10 protein-coding genes are annotated in these 14518 nt (G+C 71.6%); 2 read left to right on the forward strand and 8 right to left on the reverse strand.

Annotated elements, in window-relative coordinates; all coding sequences use genetic code 11:
* From pbpC to ACT6XY_RS19490, 7 genes are all read right to left on the reverse strand, one after another.
* Nucleotides 1-1412, reverse strand: a 1412-nt coding sequence (gene pbpC / locus ACT6XY_RS19460; protein ID WP_444749960.1) for a penicillin-binding protein 1C, incomplete at its 3' end; no start/stop codon positions are given.
* Between the two features lie 4 nt (nt 1413-1416).
* Nucleotides 1417-6786: an alpha-2-macroglobulin family protein gene (locus tag ACT6XY_RS19465; RefSeq protein ID WP_444749961.1), complete on the reverse strand. Its 5370-nt coding sequence runs from the start codon at nt 6784-6786 to the stop codon at nt 1417-1419.
* Nucleotides 6787-7111: 325 nt separating this feature from the next.
* A complete protein-coding gene (locus ACT6XY_RS19470; protein WP_444749962.1) occupies nt 7112-8089 on the reverse strand; it encodes an alpha-ketoacid dehydrogenase subunit beta in 978 nt (325 codons plus the stop codon).
* On the reverse strand, nt 8086-9081 hold the full coding sequence (locus ACT6XY_RS19475; RefSeq protein WP_444749963.1) for a thiamine pyrophosphate-dependent dehydrogenase E1 component subunit alpha: 996 nt from the start codon (nt 9079-9081) through the stop codon (nt 8086-8088). Before ACT6XY_RS19475 ends, ACT6XY_RS19470 begins: the two co-directional genes overlap by 4 nt.
* Nucleotides 9082-9112: 31 nt before the next feature.
* Nucleotides 9113-10279: an acyl-CoA dehydrogenase family protein gene (locus ACT6XY_RS19480; protein ID WP_444749964.1), complete on the reverse strand. Its 1167-nt coding sequence runs from the start codon at nt 10277-10279 to the stop codon at nt 9113-9115.
* A 5-nt stretch (nt 10280-10284) separates the two neighbouring features.
* Nucleotides 10285-11244: a Bug family tripartite tricarboxylate transporter substrate binding protein gene (locus tag ACT6XY_RS19485; RefSeq protein ID WP_444749965.1), complete on the reverse strand. Its 960-nt coding sequence runs from the start codon at nt 11242-11244 to the stop codon at nt 10285-10287.
* A gap of 35 nt (nt 11245-11279) precedes the next feature.
* Nucleotides 11280-11684 (reverse strand): cupin domain-containing protein, encoded by a 405-nt coding sequence (locus tag ACT6XY_RS19490; RefSeq protein ID WP_444749966.1) that lies wholly within the window; start codon nt 11682-11684, stop codon nt 11280-11282.
* A gap of 202 nt (nt 11685-11886) precedes the next feature.
* On the opposite strand from ACT6XY_RS19490, the gene ACT6XY_RS19495 reads away from it, so the two are divergent.
* A complete protein-coding gene (locus ACT6XY_RS19495) occupies nt 11887-12696 on the forward strand; it encodes a hypothetical protein (RefSeq protein ID WP_444749967.1) in 810 nt (269 codons plus the stop codon).
* Here ACT6XY_RS19495 and ACT6XY_RS19500 read toward each other — a convergent pair whose 3' ends face one another.
* Nucleotides 12697-13788 (reverse strand): ring-opening amidohydrolase, encoded by a 1092-nt coding sequence (locus tag ACT6XY_RS19500; RefSeq protein ID WP_444749968.1) that lies wholly within the window; start codon nt 13786-13788, stop codon nt 12697-12699. It lies immediately after the preceding gene.
* Between the two features lie 144 nt (nt 13789-13932).
* On the opposite strand from ACT6XY_RS19500, the gene rpmB reads away from it, so the two are divergent.
* Nucleotides 13933-14223 (forward strand): 50S ribosomal protein L28, encoded by a 291-nt coding sequence (gene rpmB / locus ACT6XY_RS19505; RefSeq protein WP_444749969.1) that lies wholly within the window; start codon nt 13933-13935, stop codon nt 14221-14223.
* The last annotated feature ends 295 nt before the right edge of the window (nt 14224-14518 follow it).

Here is a 14518-nt window from a genome sequence, read left to right on the forward strand (position 1 = left end):
CCCTGCCGCTCGACGAGCTCCGGCATCTCGCCGCCGCGCGCCAGACCCGCATAGAGCGCGGCGAGATCGGCGAGGCGCAGGCCGACGCCGCCGAGGCCGACGGCGAGGCCCGGCACCTCACCGCGCGGCAGGACCGGGCGGATGCCCGCCTGTTCGAGACGTGCGTAGAACCGCTGCGGGCCGACGGCCTCCAGCAGCGCCACGGCCGGCACGTTCAGCGACATCTGCAGCGCCACGCGGGTCGGCACCGTGCCCTGGTAGCCGCGGTCGAAATTGGCCGGCGCATAGGTGCCGAAGCGCGACGGGCGGTCCTCGATCAGTGTTTCGGGATGGGCGAGACCGGCCTCGTAGGCCATGGCGTAGATGAAGGGCTTCAGCGTCGAGCCGGGCGAGCGCACCGCCCGCGTCATGTCCACTGCGCCCTGACGTTCCGCGTCGAGCGGATCGGCGGCGCCGATGCGGGCGATGACCTGCCCGCTGCGGTGATCGATGGCGATGAGAGCCCCGGAGAGCCGGGTGCCCAGTGCGCGCACCCGCTCGCGCAGCAGAACTTCCAGCGTCTCCTGCGTCGTGCGGTCATAGGTCATGCGGTGCACGCGTTCTGCGGGCCTCGCCGCCACCGCATCGCCGCTCGCATGCCAGGCGAAGGTCGGCATCTGGCGGCGGGCGACGGGAACGCGCTCCGCCTTGCCGGAGGCGACCTGCTCGGGCTTCAGCACACCAGCGAGCAGCATGCGGTCGAGCACGCGGTCACGCGCCCGGCGCGCCGCCTCCGGGTGGCGGTCGGGACGCCGCGCCTCCGGGGACTGCGGGATCGCCACCAGCAGGGCCGCTTCGCCCGGCGACAGGCGGCGCGGCTCCTTGCCGAAATAGGCCAGCGAAGCGGCGCGGATGCCCTCGACATTGCCGCCATAGGGCGCCAGCGACAGGTAGAGGTCGAGCACCCGCTGCTTGCCGAGCTCGCGCTCCAGCCGCACGGCGCGGGCCATCTCCCTGAGCTTGACCGCCATGGTGCGACCGTCCTCGCGCTTGTCGATGAGACGGGCCACCTGCATGGAGAGGGTCGAGCCACCGGAGACGATGCGTCCGTTCCGCAGCCACTGGCCGCCGGCGCGCACCAGCGCCAGCGGATCGACGCCCGGGTGGGAGGCGAAACGCCGGTCCTCGAAGGCGGTCAGCATGCGCAGGAACAGCGGATCCACCTCGGCGATCGCGCCGGGGAAGCGCCACATGTCGTCGTCGGTCTGGAACGGCCTGAGGAGCCGTCCCTGCCGGTCCACCACCTCACGCGAATAGGGCGTCGCCGCCCCGTCCGGGCCCTCGCCGGCCCGGTGGAAGGCCACGGCCCCGCCGAGGCCGGCGAGCGCGAGCCCCCCGGCGGCGACAGCCGCGATCCTCAGCCGGGTCGCCATCGGACTAGCGGCCCCCGGCCGTCACTTCGGTCTGGCCGACCGCGGTGCGCGCCGCCCGCTCGGGCCGGTACATGTCCTCGATGGTGGCGGGGGGCACGAGATAGCGCCCCGGCGTCACCGCCCGGATCATGTAGGCCGCCTGCCAGGTGCCGTTCGCACCGCTGGTGCGGCTGTAGGCGGCCATGAAGCGGTCGTCGCGGAAGGCCTTGTAGTCCGGCTGGACGGATTCCGCCGGCAGCCATTTCAGCGCCGAGGTTTCCGCCGAGGCGATGAGGCTCGGGTTGTCGATCTCGAAGCCAGCCGGCAGGCGGTCGACCAGCATGATCTGGCCGAGCTGCGGGGCCGCCTCCGTCACCTGCAACACCACCACGAGGCGGGTGCCCTGGGCGACGCGGGTGATGTCGGCCGGCTGCCCGGTCAGCGTCATGTAGCGGCGCTGCAGGGTGAAGCCATTCGCAGCGGCCGGCTCCGGCGTCGCCGGGGTGCCGGTGACCGAGACGACGGCGCGCACGGCCTCAGGCCCCGTATTGCGCAGGGCAAGCCCCGACCCGAGTTCGTCGGAGCGGATGGTCCGCGCCAGCGCACCCTCGTGGGCGCTGCCGCCGACGTCGAGGCGGATGCGCTTGGCGTCCTCGATCAGCGCCTGCGCCGCCAGCACCAGCCAGACCTTCTCCTGGGTGGAGAGGTAGCGGGTGCGGGCGCGCAGGTCCTCCACCACGCGCTGGGCGTCGGCGACGATGCGGCGGGTGACGCGCGCCTCGACGCCGAGCGCCATCAGCGCCGCGGCGTCGCGCAGCCGCGACCCGTAATCGAACCGGCCCATGTCGACCTGGCCGCGGGCGGTGAGCATCGTCACCGCCGAGGCCATGACGCGCTCGGCCCGGCCCATGTCGCCCATCAGCGCCAGCGCCGCGCCGAGCTGCCCGCGCGCCACCGGGGTGGCGATCTCGTTCAGCTGGGTATCGGCGAGCCAGCGCAGCTCGGAGAGCGAGCCGCGGCCGTTCCGCGCCAGCACGTAATGGGCATAAGCGAGGTCCATGCCCTTGTTGTCGCCGACGCCGTTGGTCGAGACGACCAGGGTGCGCAGCCGCTCGATGGCCAGGTTGAAGGCGGTGGTCGGGATTCCGTAGCCCTTTTCCTTTGCCCGCGACAGGAAGTCCGTCACATAGGCGTCGAGCCAGGCGTCCTCGTTCGACCCCGCGCTCCACAGGCCGAACGACCCGGAGCCCGAGGCGCGCGACAGGATGCGCTCGATCGAGTCGGTGATGCGCTCGCGCACAGGCGTCTCCAGCCCGAGGCCGCCCTCCGCAGCCGCCAGCACGTCGAGATAGAGCAACGGCAGTGCCCGTGACGTGATCTGCTCGGTGCAGCCGAAGGGATAGCGGTCGAGGGCGAGGATCAGGCCCGGCACGTCGATCGCCGTGGAGGGGCTGACCGAGACCGCGACGCGCGCCGACCCCGCGAGGAAGTCGCCGAGCAGGTCGCTGGACACGGACACCGACTGGCCGGGCTCCATGGTCATGACCGTGCGGCGGGTGATGTCCGGCAGGGCCGGGCGCACGCCGAGCGCATAGCGCGAGGTGACGTCGAGGCCGTTGGGACCGGTGAGTTGCACGTTGAGGTGACCCACCCCGAGCCCGGAGGCCGAGAGCGGCAGCGACACCGCGCCCCGGCCGCCATTGGCGCCGAGTTGGACGGTCGCCTGGCTCTGGCCGAGCCGCAGCGGGCCCTCCGGCCGCACCGTGACGCGATAGGCCCCGGCCGGCCCCTCGGCGTTGACGAAGTCGAGCCGGGCGGTGGCGCTGTCGGCATGGCCGAGCACCCGCGGCAGGGTCGCGGTCACCACGACGGGGTCGCGGGCGATGACGTCGCGCGAGGCCGAGCCGTGCTTCTTCGCCGTCCAGGCCATGGCCATCAGGCGCACGGTGCCGTTGAAGTCGGGGATGTCGAAAACCGCCTCCGCCGTGCCGTCGGGCCCGACGGTGAGGATGCCGGAGAACAGGGACAGCGGCTGCTGCGCCGGCGGCGCGCCGGAGAATCGGTTCGACGGCCCGTCGCCGCCGGAGCGGATGGAGCCGCGCACTGCCGACATGCCGTCGATCAGGAGACCATAGAGGTCGCGCACCTCGGCCGAGAGCCGGCGCTGGCCGAGATAGTGCTCGTCCGGCTTCGGCGGCTGGTAGTTCGTGATGGTGAGAATGCCGAGATCGACAGCCGCGACCGTCACGAAGGCCTGGTCGCCGGGCGCGAGCCCCTCGACCTTCACCGGCACCCGAAGCGCCGTGCGCGGCGCCATCTTCTCCGGCGCCTCCAGCGTCACCTTGAGGCGGCGCTCCGCCGTGTCGATGCCGAACCAGGCGAGGCCGATGGCCCGCCCCGGCATGCGCGAGGCCGCGGCGTCCAGCGGCCGGCGCATGAACACCGTCGCATAGGCGCCCGAGCCCCAGTCGGTGCCGACGGGAACCTGGATGGTGGAGCGGCCCTGCGGCACGTCCACGGTGCGCTCTGCGAGCAGCCGGTCGCCCATCACCGCGACCGTGGCGGAGCCGGCGAAGCGCGCATTGACCGAAACGGTCATGGTCTCGCCGGAGACATAGGAGGGCTTGTCGAGGCTCATCTCCAGCACGTCGGGCGTGTCGGCCGTGCCGCCGGCGCCGTAGCCGGCCTCGAAGAGCACCGTCGTGGTGGGGCCGGCGACGTCCCCGCCCGCCGTCACCTCGAGGCGGTAGCGGCCCCAGGGCACGGGCGCGCCGATGCGTGCCGCAGCGCCGGATGCCGTGGCCTGAACCTCGCCGTCGGCGACGCGGCGCGTCGAGACGACGGCCTGGCTCGCCCAGCCGGACGTGCCGCGGGTCCAGATCCAGCGCGTCTCAAGGCGCAGCAGCTGCCAGCTGAGCTGGGCGGAGCGCCGGGTGCGGCCGTCGGCGGCCACCGCGATGAGTTCGAACGAGGCGGTGTCGTTCTCCGAGACGCGGTCGCCGTCGAAGAGCGGCTTGACGCCGATGAGCGGCGTCCCCGGCAGAACGGAGACCGTCGCCGTGCGCTCGACCGCACGGCCGCCGGGCTCGGCGACGCGCACCTGCAGGCGCGCCGAGAGCGGCCGGGTCGTGTCCTCCATCCGCGGCAAGCGCGCGGCGATGCTGGCCTTGCCGGCATCGTCGGTCACCAGGCCGTCGGGAAGCGGCTCGCGGTCGCGCTTCGGCTCCTCGTCGCCGAGGCCGAAGCGGAAGCCGGGGAAGTCCGGCAGGCTCGGCGTCGTCTCCATGACCACCTCACCCTCGATGGCGAGGCCGGCGCCGGGCATGCCGAAGAGATAGCGGGCATCGACCGTGGCGCCGAACGGCGCGTCGCGGGTCAGCCGCTGCTCGGTCGGCGCGAGCTCGAACGCGATGCGGTCGGGCACGAAGTCCTCGACCATGAAGCGCACCTCGCCCGCCGTCGGGCTCCGCGGGTCGGTGATGGCGCGCACGCGCCACGTTCCTGTGGGGGCCGAGGAGACGATCGGGATCGGCACGGCCCGGGCGCCGGCGCCCTGGTCCTGGGTGACGATGCGGCGGTACTCGACGCCGTCGGGACGCTCGACGATGAGGGTCAGCGGCAGGTTCGGCACCGCGTCACCCTTGGCGTCACGCAGCAGCGTCGTCAGGTACACCGTCTCGCCGGGCCGGTAGATGCCGCGCTCCGGCACCAGGAAGGCGTCGAGCGGACCGGTGACCTCGCGGCCCGCCACCCCGCGGTCGGAGAGGTCGAAGGCCGGCTGGCGCAGGTTGAGGAAGGAATAATCGCCCTGCGCCGTCGCGGCGACGAGGAGCGAGGGGGCCTGCGAGCCCTCGCCGCGGGTGAGGCCGGGGGCGAAGCGCACGTGGCCCGAGGCGTCCGTACGCGAGGTGCCCAGCACCTCGTTGTTGCGGGCGATGAGGCGGACCTCGACGTCGGCGAGGGGCTTCGCCGAATTCAGCGAATGGACGTAGCCGTGGACGCCGTCGACGCCGGAGAGCGCGGTCAGCCCCAGGTCGGAGACAATGAACCATTGGGCGACGCGGCCGTTGCTGCCGTCGTCGTCGTCCGTGCGGCGCTGGGCGTTGGTCGGCTTGGCGGTGACCACATAGACGCCGGGCTCCAGCGTGCGCACGGCCTCGTCCACCGGCAGGGCGGTGGTGACGTCGGCATTGAGGCGGTTCTCGGTCTCGAGCTGGCCCTTCCAGACGGAGATGCCGCGCTCGGAAATGAGCTGCTGCATCTCGTAGCTCTCCAGGGGCTTGGGGAATTCCTCCTGGATGGTCTGGGCGATGGAGCGGTCGCCCATGCGGATGATCTCGACGTCCACCGACTGGAGATTGACAGTGACGACCGGCAGCCCCCGCTGGCCGGTGCGCGGCAGCACGTAGGAGCGGCCGGTGAAGCGCACCGCGGGTGTGCGGTCGCGGACATAGACGGTGACGTCCACGTTGCGCGTCAAGGTCTCGCCGGGGATGGACGAAGGCAGGCCCTCGCGCAGCTGGAAGGCATAGCGTTCGCCATGCCTCAGGCCGTCGACGCAGATCTGCCGGTCCTCGACGGTGATCGGCGGGGCGTTGACGCCGGTCTGGCGGATATAGGGCGCGAAGTCGGTGCGCCCCGTCCGCAGGCCTTCGGTGAAGACGAAGCAGGCGCGCGGGCGCGTCGCGTCGGAATCGACCTTCGTCTCGCGGAAGCGGAAGCCATGCTGGTCGCGCAGCCGGTTGTAGGCCTCCCGCGCCTCAGGCGTGTCACGCGTCTCGACCACCGCGCGGGCAATGTCGATGGCCGGGCGCCACTGCTGCCGCGCCACCATGATCTGGCGAATATGGGCGAGGGCGAAGGCCTCCTCGTTGCGGTTCGCGGCGCGACGATAGGCCATGTAGGCGGAGGCGGTGATGTCGGTCTGCAGCTGCTGGCGCTCGCGCCAGTCGTTGGTGCGCACGCCGCCGAGCGCCTGCGAATAGCGCACCCAGGGCGCCGAATCCGTGCCCGAGCGCAGCGCGATCGCCTCCCAGAAGCGGGCAGCGGCGCGGAAGTCGCCGCGCGTCGCCGCGGCATCGGCATCGCGGCGGATGTCGGCGATGGGACGGGTGTCGCTCGCCTGCTTGGTGGCGATGGAGGCCTCGAAGCGGCGCGCCTGTTCGGCGAGGTCGTCGCGCTGGAAGGCGCGCAGCGGCGGCAGCACCTGGGCCGGCGCCCGCTGCGGCTGCGGCTGGGCGGTGTCGGGGCGCGGCTGCGGACGCGGCGCGGCTTGCGCGAGATCGATGACCTCCGGCTCTGCCGTCTGCGCGCGGACCGGGCCGAGGGGCGCGAGCCCCAGGATGGCAGCGACCACAAACGGCCCCGCGGCCGCGACAAGACCCCGGATGCGCATGGCGTACGTCCTCGTTGCGGCCCGACGCCCCATCGTCCGCGGAGGCGGACTGTCCCACCCGCCTGCGACGGGAACAATAAGGGCTGATACGTAATTCCCCTAAGCGGAAGGTCGACGGGGCCGGTAGCTGACGGCTGGCGACACCCAAAGCCCCACCCGCACCCTCCCCGCTGCGCAGGGAGGGGGACTTCGACGTTGCGCCCCGCCGCCTGCCGCAGTGCCTGGCGCGACCGTTCCGGCGTCGCGCGACGCGGAAGTCCCCCCCTTGGAGCGAAGCGAACAAGGGGAGGGTGCAGGTGGGGCACTCCTGAATTGGAGCCGTGCCCTACCCCATCGCCGCCTTCGCAGCGGCCACGATCTTCGCCGGGGTCACCTTCACGGCGTCCTCGAGTGGCGGGGAGAAGGGAATCGGGATGCGCGGCGCGCCGAGCCGGCGAGCGGCCTTCACCCGGGCGGGCCCCAGCGTCTCGACCACCGTCGAGACAACCTCGGCGCCGAAGCCGGCCACCGAGACCGCCTCCTGCACCACGAGGAGCCGCCCTGTCTTCGCGACCGAGGCGCAGACCGCCTCCTGGTCCCATGGCCAGAGCGTCCTGAGGTCGATCACGTCGGCGACGATTCCCTCAGCCGCCAGCGTCGCCGCCGCCTGTTCAACCGCCGGCATGATCGCCGACCAGGAGACGATGGTGAGGTCGCCGCCCTCGCGGGCCATGCGCGCCTTGCCGAAGGGGATCGGCGCGATGACGGACGCGACCTCCCCCGCAACGGGGAAGAGATTCTTCGGGTCGAAGAACAGCACGGGATCGTCCGAGCGGATGGCGCTGACCAGCAGCCCCGCCGCGTCCGCCGGGGTCGACGGCGTCACCACGATGACTCCCGGCAGGTGGACGAACCAGGATTCCAGCATCTGGCTGTGCTGGGCGGCCGAATTGCGCCAGATGCCGTGCGGCATCCGCACCACGACCGAGGGCTTGGCCTGGCCGCCGAACATGTAGCGGATCTTGGCGATCTGGTTCACCAGCTCGTCCATGGCGCACATGACGAAGTCGAAGATGCGCATCTCGATGATCGGCCGGGTGCCGACCAGCGCCGCACCGAGCCCGGCGCCCATGATGGTCGATTCCGAGATCGGCGTGGACACGACGCGCTCCGCCCCGAACTCGGGCAGGAAGTCCTTGTACTGGCCGTAGAGGCCGCCGCGCGCGACGTCCTCGCCCATCACCCAGACGGTGGGGTCGCGGCGCATTTCCTGGAGGGCGGCGAGGCGCACGGCCTCGACGAGGGTGACGCTCTGCCCGCTCATGCCGAAACTCCCGCATAGGCGACCGCGCCCACGTCCTGCACATCCTCGTAGGCGATGGCCTCGTCCGGCCAGGGCGCCCCCTTCGCATCGGTGACGGCTGCCGCCATCTCCGCCTCGGCCGCGCTCCGGACCGCGGCGAGGTCGGCCGGGGAAACGCCCCGCTCGCCGAGCAGCACGGCGAGCCGGTCGATGGGGCAGCGTCGCTTCGCCTCCTCCACGCTGGCCGGATCGCGCCATGCGGCGGCATCCGTCGAGGTGTGGCCGGTGATGCGGAAGGTCTTGGCATGGAGGAGCCGCGGGCCCTTGCCCGCACGGACCTCCGCCGCGAGGCGGGCCGCCGCCTCGTCCACCGCCATCACGTCGTTGCCGTCCACGGTGACGCCCGGCACGCCGAGCGATTCGGCGCGGGCGATGACGCCCGGCCCCGCGGTCACCGTGTCCGTGGCGGTGAAGGCGGAGACGCCGTTGTCCTCGCAGACGAAGAGGACGGGGAGCGTATAGAGGGCCGCCCAGTTGAGCCCCTCGAGGAAGGGCCCGCGGTTGATGGCGCCGTCGCCGAAGAAACAGACCGCGATGGCGCTGGAGCGCATCATCTTCAGGCCCTGCGCCGCGCCGACAGCGATGGGAATGCCGCCGGAGACGACGCCGTTCGCCCCGAGCATGCCGACCGAGAAATCGGCGATGTGCATGGATCCGCCCTTGCCGCGGCAATGGCCGCCCTCGCGGCCGAACAGCTCGCGCATCATGCCCTGGACCCCCGCGCCCTTGGCGATGGCGTGGCCGTGGCCGCGGTGGTTGGAGGTGATGCGGTCCTCGGTAGTGAGGTTGTGGCAGACGCCGGCCGCCACGCCCTCCTGGCCGATGGAAACGTGCAGCGGCCCGGGCACCACGCCCTCCTTGTGGGCAGTGAGCGCCGCCGTCTCGAAGGCGCGGATGCGGCTCATGGTCAGGTAGAGATCCAGCAGGCGCTGGACGTTGTGGGTCGGTTGCATCGGCGTTTCCCGGAAGAGGTCTTGTTCTGGTTCAGTAGGATTTCGGCAGGCCGAGCACCTTCTCGGCAAGGTAGGAGAGGATCAGCTGCGCGGAGACGGGCGCGAGGCGGGGGATCCAGGCCTCGCGCAGGTAGCGCTCGACGTGGAACTCGCGGGCATAGCCCATGCCGCCGAGGGTCATGACCGCCGTCTCGCAGGCCCGGTAGCCCGCCTCCGCCGCGAGATATTTGGCGGCGTTGGCGAAGGGGCCGCAGGGCTCGTCGCGGTCATAGAGGGTCGCGGCCTTCAGCATCATCAGCTCGGCCGCCTCGAGCTCCGCCCAGGCGACCGCGAGCGGGTGCTGGATTCCCTGGTTCTGACCGATGGCGCGGTCGAAGACGCGCCGCTCCTTCGCATAGGCGCTCGCCCGCCTCAGCGCCGCGCGGCCGAGGCCGATGGCTTCCGCAGCGATGAGGATGCGCTCCGGGTTCAGGCCGTGCAGGATGATGTCGAAGCCCTGGCCCTCCTCGCCGATCAGGTCGGCGGCGGGCACGGGAAGGCGGTCGAAGAAGACCTGGTTCGAATCCACTGCCTTGCGGCCCATCTTGGCGATCTCGCGCACCTCGACATGGGCGCGGTCCAGGGTCGTGTAGAACAGCGAGAGCCCGTCGGTGCGGCGCTTCACCTCCGACAGCGGCGTGGTGCGGGCGAGCAGCAGGATCTTGTCGGCGACCTGCGCCGTCGAGGTCCAGATCTTCTGCCCCGTGACGACATAGACGTCGCCCTGCAGCTCGGCGCGAGTCTTGATCTTCAGCGTGTCGAGGCCGGCATCGGGCTCGGTGACGCCGAAACAGGCCTTCTCGCGGCCCTGGATGAGAGGGGGCAGCATCCGCGCCTTCTGGTCCTCGCTCCCCTTCACCACGACCGGGTTGAGCCCGAAGATGTTGAGGTGGATGGCCGAAGCCCCCGACATGCCGGCGCCGGACGCCGCGATCGCCTCCATCATGATGGCCGCCTCGGTGATGCCGAGGCCGGAGCCGCCATAGGCCTCCGGCATGGCGACGCCGAGGAAGCCCGCCTCGGCGAAGGCGGCGTGGAAGTCGTCGGGAAAGCCGCCCTTCGTGTCCCGTTCCAGCCAGTAGGCATCGGGAAAGCGCGCGCAGATGCGCTCCACCGCCGCGCGCAGGGACTGCTGGTCCTCGGTGAGGGAGAAATCCATCGACGTCACTGCGGCTCGATGCCGGCGTCCCTGATCATCCGCGCCCAGTTGGCGAGCTGCGCCTGGACGAAGGCGCCGAGCTGGTCCGGCGTCTGGGTGAAGGCGTCGAAGCCGATCTCGGCGAGCTTCTTCGAGATCTCCGGATCGGTGGCGATGGCCGCCAGCTCCCTGTTGAGGCGCTGGACGACCTCCGGCGGCATGCCGGCCGGGCCGAACACGCCGTTCCACGAGGTGATGTCGAACTCTGGCACCCCCGCCTCCTGCATCGAGGGCAGGTTCGGCAGCAGCTTGGAGCGCTCCGCCGTGGTGACGGCCAGCGCTTTGAGCGACCCGGCATTGATCTGGGTGAGCGAAGCGGTGATGTCGACGAACATCATGGAGATTCGGCCGCCGATGATGTCGGTGATAGCCGGGGGCGTCGAGCGATAGGGCACGTGCAGGATGTCGATGCCGGCGCGCCGCGCGAAGGTCGCCCCGGCGACGATGCCGGTGGAATTGCCGCTGGCATAGGTCAGCTTGCCCGGATTGGCCTTGGCGTGGGCGACGAGCTCCTTCACCGAGGTCACCGGCAGCTTCGGGTCGACCACCAGCAGGAAGGGCAGGTTGCCCATCCGCGCCACCGGGGAGAAGTCCTTCACCGGATCGTAGGTGAGGGACCTCATCAGGCTCGGATTGGCCGAATGCGAGGTGTTGGTGGTCATGAACAGCGTGTAGCCGTCGGCCGGCGCGCGGGCGACGAAGGTCGCCGCCACCGATCCGTTGGCGCCCGCCCGGTTCTCCACCACGACACCCTGGCCGAGGCGGGCGGCGAGCTGCTGGGCGACGATGCGCGCCACCGTGTCGGTGCCGCTGCCGGCCGCGAAGGGCACGACCAGCGTGATGGGCCGTTCCGGCCAGGCGGCGCGGGCGGGCGCCGCGACCGCCATGGCGGCGGCGCTGGCGATGAGGGTTCTGCGATCGATCATGCGTGTCCTCCCCGGGACCTGCGTGTGCGCCGCCTTCAGCGGCGGCGGATGACCCTGTCCGGGTTCTCTTCGTAGGGCGGCGTGTAGATGACGAGGACGCGCACCGGCGTCTGGCTCGTCACCGTGAAGACGTGCTCCATGCCGGCGGGAAAGAAGCAGGAGTCGCCGGGCTTCATGGCGAAGCGCTGGCCGTCCACCTCGGCCTCGGCCGCGCCCTCCAGCAGGTAGCAGATCTGGTCGATGCCGGGATGGGCGTGGGGGAGCGCGCCGTTTCCCTTCTCGATGGTACCGACGAGCATTTCCACCGATTCCGCGCCCACCGTCTCGCGGCTGATCAGCCGGCGGTTCAGCGTGCCGGTGTGGTTGGCGGGGTGATAGCCCTGAACGTCCTCCTCGCGGACGAGGTAGCGGCGCTCTGCGCGCCCGGCCGAAGCCGTCATGTCATGTCCTCCCGGTCGCCGGTCTGTCGCCGGCCGATCGTCCCTTGGCGGGTCGTTGCCGCGAGTGTGGGGACGGTGCGGAAGGTGTCAAGGCGAAGGGGGGCATGACTGGCCCCCGCCGAACGGCTTGGCTCCGCCGATTGCCGGCCGGTGCCGGGGCTGGAACAGTCGGCGACCCTGCCCCAGCCGAACGGGTCCTCTGATGTCGCCGCCCATCGTCCTCGACAGCGTCACCCACCTCACCGCCGAGGCGCGCGGCCGCATCGCCGTCTGCGCCTCCCACGGCGCGGTTTATGCCGCCTGGTACGGCGCGACCAAGGGCGTCTCGGCGATGATCCTCAACGATGCCGGCATCGGCCGGGAACAGGCGGGCATTTCCGGGCTCGGCTGGCTGGACGACCTCGGCGTGCCTGGTGCCACCGTCTCCCACACCTCCGCCCGCATCGGCTGGGGCGCCGACATGCCGGCCCGCGGTGTCCTCTCCTTCGTCAACGCCGCTGCCGCCAGCCTCGGGCTCCGGCGCGGCATGGCCTGCGCCGAGGCGCTGGAGCGGCTCGGCGGGGCCACCTTGCAACCCTCTCCGACACCGCAGCAGCTGGACGAGGCGCGCCACGAGGTCGTCGAGGCGGGGGCGAAGGGCATCCGCGTCTTCGTGCTCGATTCCAACGGCCTGGTCGGCAAGGAGGACGCCGGCCACATCGTCGTCACCGCCTCCCATGGCGGCTTGCTCGCCGGCAAGCCTGAGACGGCGGTGAAAGCCGACGTGCGCGCCGCCGTCTATGTCGACGCCGACCGCGGCCTGGAGGACGCCGGCATCTCACGCCTGCCGGCACTCGAGGCGCGCGGCATCGCGGGCGCCATGGTCTCCGCCTTCTCCGCCCGCATCGGCGACGGCATGTCGGTCTGGACCGACGGCTATGTCAGCGCCCTGAATGGTGTCGCCGAGCGCCATGGCGGCGCCATTGGCCAGTCGACCCGCGACTTCGTTGCCGCCATGATCGCCGCTGCCTGATCAGCCCCGTTCGGCGATGACGGCCACCGGCCCGCCGCCGGGCGGCCCCTGGTGCTCGGCCCCGCCCGACACGTAGATGTCGGTGCGCCCGACGAGGCCTGCGAGCGCGCCCGCGACGAAGGCGCGTGCGTGCCGCGTCGAGGAGATGTCGGAATCGTCGAGCATCGTGTGGCGCGCCCCGCGCACCGCCCCGTCGGGAGACGCCTCGGCTTTGGCGAGCAGCGCCACCAGCCGGCTGCGGGCTGCCGCATCGAGCTGGCCGGCGGCGCCGAGGCCGAGCCGGGCGAGCGCCGCCCGCACCGGCTCCACGTCGATGGCATCCGCCATCACCGCATGGTCGACCGCGAGATCCCCCGACCAGGCCGCCGACATGCCGAGCACGACGATCTCATGGCCGAGGAGCTCGACCCCCGCCGAGGCGCTGGCGCGGCCCGAGAACAGCGTGAGGTCGCGGCCGATGGCGTCATCGGTGACGGCTTCCGCCGCGATCTCGCCCAGGGCCGCTGCCACACCCAACGAGGAAGCGCCGCGCGACAGGCCCATGGACTTCAGCGTGTCGCGGACGGCGACGCTCGCGCCCCGCCCCTCCGCCTCTCCGATTCGCTGCGCCGTCAGGAGCGGGCACTTCACCTGGACGAAATGGACGTCGCGGGCGTCGGTGAGGCCCGCCTGGCGCATCGCCTCGCGCACGCCGGCCGCCACCTGCTCGACCTGTCCCCGCCGGCCCAGATGCTCCGCCGGCAGCGCCGCGGTATGGACCCTCCCGACCGCGAGGGCCGGGCCTGGCGCGCCTTCGCCCTCCACCCGCTCGAATATGGTCCAGTGCGGCGCCATGGCGCCCTCCGTGCCGCCCGACATGACGTAGCAGACCGCCGCCGCGCGCTCCGGCCCGATGTGGCGGGCGAGGGCCAGGGTCAGCGACTGGGTGGCGAAGCCGCGGGTGAAGTCGTTGACACACCCGTTGCCCTCCGTCTTGCCGAAGATCGCCAGGATGCCGGCGGGGTCGATCCGGCCTGCGGCGATGGCCGCCTCAAGCCCCGAGACGTCGTCGGGAGCCTGTGCGATGATGCGGTGGACGCGGGCGATGGGCATGCGACGGAATCCTTCTGGCGCTCGTCTGCGCCGGTTTTGCTTGACAGGGCCTGGTCCTGTCACTATGCCGTCGCCTCTCCGAACAGGACCATTTTGTCCAGCGGCCGGCCGACGCCGTCGCACTTTACCTTTGGGATCCGACAGATGTCGCGTCGTTGTGAACTCACCGGCAAGGGTGTTCAGGTTGGCCACCGGGTCAGCCATTCGAACATCAAGACGAAGCACCGCTTCCTGCCGAACCTGCAGAATATCTCCTTCGCCTCCGACCTTCTGGGGCAGACGGTGTCGCTGCGCGTGTCGACCCACGCCCTGCGCTCGGTCGACCACAATGGCGGGCTCGATGCCTTCCTGCAGAAGGCCCGTGCCGAGGACCTGTCGCCCAAGGCGCGGCAGATCAAGTCGGCCATCGCCAAGAAGCGCGCCGAAGCCGCCTGAGCGGCTTTTGCATCCGGACTGCGTGAACCGGCGTCGGGAAACCGCCGCCGGTTTTGCCGTTCCCGCTGCGGCATTGTCTCGCGGCGACAGGCTTCCCATATGCTGCTAACGTCCGTGCAGCGGCGGCGAAAACGCCGTGCCATCCGTGGGGAAACCATGTCGTCCAAGACCCTCTTCAGGTCCAAGAAGCTCATCCGCGCCTTCGCCATCGCTGGCGTCGCCGTCATGCTCGGCGCCGTTGCGGCCGAGGCGGCCCCGCGCGGCGGCGGCAGCCGAGGCGGTCGCTCCTATGCGC

The sequence above is a fragment of the Phreatobacter sp. genome, assembly GCF_052440005.1.
Lineage (GTDB): Bacteria > Pseudomonadota > Alphaproteobacteria > Rhizobiales > Phreatobacteraceae > Phreatobacter.

What these genes read in the sequence shown, in the direction of transcription:
- ACT6XY_RS19480 (WP_444749964.1), bottom strand. Translation starts at nt 10,279, where the DNA reads ATGGATTTCTCCCTCACCGAGGACCAGCAGTCCCTGCGCGCGGCGGTG.
- ACT6XY_RS19500 (WP_444749968.1), bottom strand. Translation starts at nt 13,788, where the DNA reads ATGCCCATCGCCCGCGTCCACCGCATCATCGCACAGGCTCCCGACGAC.
- rpmB (WP_444749969.1), top strand. Translation starts at nt 13,933, where the DNA reads ATGTCGCGTCGTTGTGAACTCACCGGCAAGGGTGTTCAGGTTGGCCAC.
- ACT6XY_RS19490 (WP_444749966.1), bottom strand. Translation starts at nt 11,684, where the DNA reads ATGACGGCTTCGGCCGGGCGCGCAGAGCGCCGCTACCTCGTCCGCGAG.
- ACT6XY_RS19495 (WP_444749967.1), top strand. Translation starts at nt 11,887, where the DNA reads ATGTCGCCGCCCATCGTCCTCGACAGCGTCACCCACCTCACCGCCGAG.
- ACT6XY_RS19465 (WP_444749961.1), bottom strand. Translation starts at nt 6,786, where the DNA reads ATGCGCATCCGGGGTCTTGTCGCGGCCGCGGGGCCGTTTGTGGTCGCT.
- ACT6XY_RS19485 (WP_444749965.1), bottom strand. Translation starts at nt 11,244, where the DNA reads ATGATCGATCGCAGAACCCTCATCGCCAGCGCCGCCGCCATGGCGGTC.
- ACT6XY_RS19475 (WP_444749963.1), bottom strand. Translation starts at nt 9,081, where the DNA reads ATGCAACCGACCCACAACGTCCAGCGCCTGCTGGATCTCTACCTGACC.
- ACT6XY_RS19470 (WP_444749962.1), bottom strand. Translation starts at nt 8,089, where the DNA reads ATGAGCGGGCAGAGCGTCACCCTCGTCGAGGCCGTGCGCCTCGCCGCC.